We start from the raw sequence: 4941 nt of genomic DNA on the forward strand, positions 1-4941 counted from the left end.
CCCGCGTCCGAGGGCGCGGCGGCGCGGGGCGGCGGAGTCGTCGGGCGTCGGCAACGGCACGTGAACAGTCCAGGTGTACGGCGGGCGGCGGACCGGCCGTGTCGTGCTTCGCGCACGGGCCCGGCGTCCGGCGGGGAGCGGGAGCCGGCCGCACGGGGCGGGCGGCAGGGTTTGCGGCCCTGCCGGGCAGGCTACCCGCGGCGGACCGCTCAGCGGCCGCGCAGCCGCCGTACGAGGATGCTCGCGTCGCCGCGGGATTCCAGGTCGGCCAGGACCACGGCGACCGCTTCACGGACGATGCGCCCGCGGTCGACGGCGAGGCCGTGCTCGCCGCGCAGCACCAGCCGGGCGTGTTCGAGGTCCATCAGTTCCTCGGCCGAGACGTAGACCGTGATCTTCTCGTCGTGCCGCTCCCGGCCGCTGGGCCGCCGGTTGGCGCCCCTGCCCTGGCCGGTGCCGCGTCCGCGCTGCTGCTGGGGCGCCCCGGTCTGTTCCTGGGCCGGCGCCCGGCCCTGGGGCCCCGGGCCGGTCCGGGGCACCGTCACGCGCTCGGGACCGCCCGTGCGTCCGTTCGGGTCGACCCCCTCGGCACCGGTCGCGGGGTGTTCCTCGCGCTCTGCCGGCCGCTCCGGTGGGGCGCCGCCCGCCGGGGCGGACGACGTCGCGTCGCCCTCCCCGGCGGGTGCGGGCACCCGTGCCTCGCCGTTCGCCTTGCGCCGCCGCTCCGCCGGGGAGGAGGACTGGAGTCCCATCCCCCCGGTGGTGCGGAACAGTTCGTCGGCACCGGGCAGACTCACTCGGCGTGACACCGGGCGAGCACCTCCCTGGCGAGCTGTCGGTAGGCGGCGGCGCCGACCGAGTTGGAGGCGTACGTGGTGATGGGCTCACCGGCGACCGTGGTCTCCGGGAAGCGCACCGTGCGCCCGATGACCGTGTGGTAGACGTGGTCGTCGAAGGCCTCCACCACGCGGGCGAGCACCTCGCGGCTGTGCACCGTGCGGGAGTCGTACATCGTGGCGAGGATGCCGTCGAGCTCCAGCTCGGGGTTGAGCCGCTCCTGGACCTTCTCGATGGTCTCGGTGAGCAGGGCCACACCGCGCAGTGCGAAGAACTCGCACTCCAGGGGCACGATCACCTTGTGCGCGGCCGTCAGGGCGTTGACGGTGAGCAGGCCGAGCGAGGGCTGACAGTCGATCACGATGTAGTCGTAGTCGGCCATCAGCGGCTTGAGCGCGCGCTGCAGGGTCGACTCGCGGGCCACCTCGCTGACGAGCTGCACCTCGGCGGCGGACAGGTCGATGTTGCTGGGCAGCAGGTCCATGTTGGGGACCGCCGTCTTCAGCAGAACCTCGTCGGCCGCCATGCCCCGCTCCATGAGCAGGTTGTAGACGGTGAGGTCCAGCTCCATCGGGTTGACGCCGAGGCCGACCGAGAGGGCGCCCTGCGGGTCGAAGTCGACGAGCAGGACACGTCGTCCGTACTCGGCGAGCGCGGCACCCAGGTTGATGGTCGAGGTGGTCTTGCCCACCCCGCCCTTCTGGTTGCACATCGCGATGATCTTGGCGGGACCGTGCTCGGTCAGCGGTCCCGGGATCGGGAAGTAGGGCAACGGGCGCCCGGTCGGGCCGATCCGCTCACGGCGCTGTCGCGCCGCGTCGGGGGCGAGTGTGGCCGCGTACTCCGGATCGGGTTCGTACTCGGCGTCGGGGTCGTAGAAGTGCCCCTCGGGCATCTCGGCGAAGTCGGCGAGGTGGGCGGTGTCGCGGCCACTCTCGTTGCCGGCCATGGCGTTCACGTGTAGGCCGTCCATCATCTGGGGGGGCGTCGTCATGTGCTGGTGGGTCGCGAAGGTGCGGACCGCGACGGAGCCGACAGCTTCGAGCCCGTTCGGGCCCTGACCCCGTGCAGGCATCCCTGGTTGACCACCCCCGGGAGTAAATGTCGACTCATTCACAAGTCGTCTTACCTCCTTGGATGTGACCAGGAAACTTATCGATAGGTCAGCGTGGCACCATGCCGACGATGGGCGACTCTATGGCGTGTCACCGGTCCGCAGCAACACAATCTGCCGGACCCGGCCTGATGTGTCGGCAATCGAACACCCTCCTGTCAAGGGTGCGCGGGGAGCAAGGCGCGCTTTTCACGAGGCAGCGAATCGGGTTATTCCGGGCTTTTAGCGCGAGTTGCCCGCGAGCCCTCGACCCCGTTCACGCGTCCGGCCGGACCTTGTCGCGCAAGGCCCGGCCGGACGTACCGGATTGACGGGACGACGGGGGAGAAGAGGCCGGCCGGTCAGCCGACGATCGAACTCAGCTCGACGTGCGGGAGGTCGTGCGCCTCGGCGACCTCGCGGTAAACCACTTGCCCGTCATGGGTGTTGAGGCCTCTGGCCAGGGCCGCGTCACGGCGCAGCGCCTCGACCCATCCCCGGTTCGCCAGCTCGACGATGTACGGGAGCGTGGCATTGGTGAGGGCGTAGGTGGAGGTGTTCGGAACCGCGCCGGGCATGTTCGCGACGCAGTAGAACACCGAATCATGGACCGCGAAGGTCGGTTCGGCGTGCGTGGTCGGGTGCGAGTCCTCGAAGCAGCCGCCCTGATCGATCGCAATGTCGACAAGAACACTTCCCGGCTTCATCTTGGCGACCAGTTCGTTGGTGACCAGCTTCGGGGCCTTCGCACCCGGGACGAGCACCGCGCCGACGACGAGGTCGGCCTCGACGACCGCCTTCTCCAGTTCGAAGGCGTTGGACACCACGGTCCGCACCCGGGTGCCGAAGATCCTGTCGGCCTCGCGCAGCTTGTTGACGTCCTTGTCGAGCAGGGTGACATGGAAACCGAGCCCCACCGCGATCTGCGTGGCGTTCCAGCCGGAGACGCCACCGCCGATGACGACCGCCCTGGCGGCGTGCGTACCGGGGACGCCGCCGGGCAGCACGCCCCGGCCGCCCGCCGAGCGCATCAGGTGGTACGCGCCGACCTGCGGCGCCAGCCGTCCCGCGACCTCGGACATGGGGGCGAGCAGCGGCAGTGCGCGGTTCGCGGTCTCGACGGTCTCGTAGGCGATGGCCGTCGTGCCCGACTCCAGCAGCGCGTCGGTGCACTCGCGGGAGGCCGCGAGGTGGAGGTAGGTGAAGAGGGTCTGCCCCTTGCGCAGGCGGTGGTACTCCTCGGCGACCGGCTCCTTGACCTTGAGCAGCAGGTCGGCGGTGGCCCAGACCTCGTCCGCGGTGGGCAGCACGCGCGCCCCGGCGGCCGCGTACTCCTCGTCGGTGATGGACGAGCCCGCGCCGGCGTTCCGTTCGACGACGACCTCGTGGCCGTGGCGGACCAGCTCGTGCACTCCGGCGGGCGTGATCGCCACCCGGAACTCGTTGTTCTTGACTTCGCGGGGGATGCCGACCTTCACGTCGATCACGGTCCTTGGCTCGGAGGGACGCCCGGGCAGCGGGCGGCCGACCAGGGGCCGGGTGAACGCCGGATTGCACGGACTTGCACAGAAATGCACCTCACCCGTGGGAGCACCACGGAAACATGCGGCAGAGCCAGTCTAATGAAGGACTTCCCGCTGTCTAGCCTTGCAAAGAACTAATTTTCCACCGAAGCGCCAATGTTTTCGTAGGTCGAACCTTCCTCGCCCAGCAGTCTCTCCGCCGTGGCACGGTGCAGCGAGGCCGCCGCGGGGTCGCCGAGCCGGTCCAGGGTGTCGGCCAGCCGCAGCTGGAGCGCCGCCTGGAGCCGCACGTCCTCGGCCTGCCGGGCGAGGTCGACGGCCTCCCGGCAGGTCCGCAGCGAGTCGTGCGGGCGGCCCGCGTACTCCTGGACCCGGGCCGCCTCGCTGAGGGCCCTGGCCTGGGCCGGGAGGTCGCCGAGCCTGCGCAGGCCGGACGCGGCGGCCCGCCAGTTCCGCAGCGCCTCGCCGTACCGCCCGGCGTACGCGTGCACCGCGCCGAGCCGCCCGTACAGCCGGGCCTCGCCCTCCCGGTCGCCCTGTGCGAGCCGCTGCGCGAGCGCCCGGCCGTACCAGTCGGAGGCGCGCGGGTAGTCCCCCAGCTCGGCGTAGGCGCCCCCCACGGACTCCATGGCGCGGCCGGTGGCGTAGAGGTCCCTCGCCTCCCGCCCGGCGTCCAGGGCGGCCCGGTAGCGGGCCAGGGCGGTGCGGGTGCGGCCCGTACCGGCGTCGAGGTCGGCGAGGTTGAGCAGCGCGGCGGCGCGTTCCCGGGGCAGCTCCCGGCGCTCGGCGACATCGAGCACCAGGCCGTGCAGCCCGTACAGCTCGGGCGCGGCGGCCTCCGTCCCCTGGTGCGCGGCGAGCGCCCGCACCAGGGCCGCGATCAGGCGGCGGGCGAGAGTGTCCAGCTCTCCGTCCGCCACCGCCATGCGGGCGGCGGCCACCAGGGAGGGCAGCCTGACGCGCAGCCAGACGGCGGCCTCCTCCGGGCCGGCGAAGCGGAGGGTCTTGGGCAGTCCGGTGAGCCTGCCCCGGGCCTGGGAGCCCTCCGGCTCGGTGACCGCCCGGCAGGAGTGGAGCAGCCGTACGGTGCGCTCCAGCATCCGGGCCCGGGCCAGCTCGATCTCGGCCGGCCGGTCCCGCTCCTCCAGGAGAGCCCTCAGCAGGGGCGCCAGAGCGCCCGGCACCTCGTACTGGGGTTCGGCGGCGCCGTCGGAGCGCAGCAGCCCGAGGCCGGTGAAGTCGTCCAGGGTGCGGCGGGCGGCGGAGACGGAGCAGCCGGCCAGCGCGGAGGCGGTGTGCGCGTCGGCGAGGCCTCCGGGTGCCAGCGCGAGCAGTCGCAGTATCCGGGCGGGGGTCTCCAGCAGGGAGTCGTGCGCCATCCGGAAGGCGCGGACCAGCGGACGGGCACCCACCGCCTGCTCCGTGTCCTGCGGGGTGCGCAGCAGGTGCTGGGTGGCGTCCGCGACGGAGGCGGTCGGGCGGGCGGCG

4 protein-coding genes are annotated in these 4941 nt (G+C 72.4%); all 4 read right to left on the bottom strand.

The features are described 5' to 3' along the window. Positions 1-209: 209 nt before the first annotated feature. Complete coding sequence (locus ACWD3D_RS33505; protein ID WP_451464483.1) at positions 210-797, bottom strand: hypothetical protein; 588 nt, start codon at positions 795-797, stop codon at positions 210-212. Next, on the bottom strand, positions 794-1912 hold the full coding sequence (locus ACWD3D_RS33510; RefSeq protein WP_387368443.1) for a ParA family protein: 1119 nt from the start codon (positions 1910-1912) through the stop codon (positions 794-796). The genes ACWD3D_RS33505 and ACWD3D_RS33510 overlap by 4 nt, the downstream gene beginning before the upstream one ends. 380 nt (positions 1913-2292) lie before the next feature. Next, a complete protein-coding gene (ald, locus tag ACWD3D_RS33515; RefSeq protein WP_451464484.1) occupies positions 2293-3408 on the bottom strand; it encodes an alanine dehydrogenase in 1116 nt (371 codons plus the stop codon). Positions 3409-3587: 179 nt separating this feature from the next. Beyond that, a partial coding sequence (locus tag ACWD3D_RS33520; RefSeq protein ID WP_451464482.1) for a tetratricopeptide repeat protein occupies positions 3588-4941 on the bottom strand: 1354 nt, incomplete at its 5' end.

It is taken from the genome of Streptomyces sp. NPDC002690 (assembly GCF_053592415.1).

What these genes read in the sequence shown, in the direction of transcription:
- ACWD3D_RS33510 (WP_387368443.1), bottom strand. Translation starts at nt 1,912, where the DNA reads ATGCCTGCACGGGGTCAGGGCCCGAACGGGCTCGAAGCTGTCGGCTCC.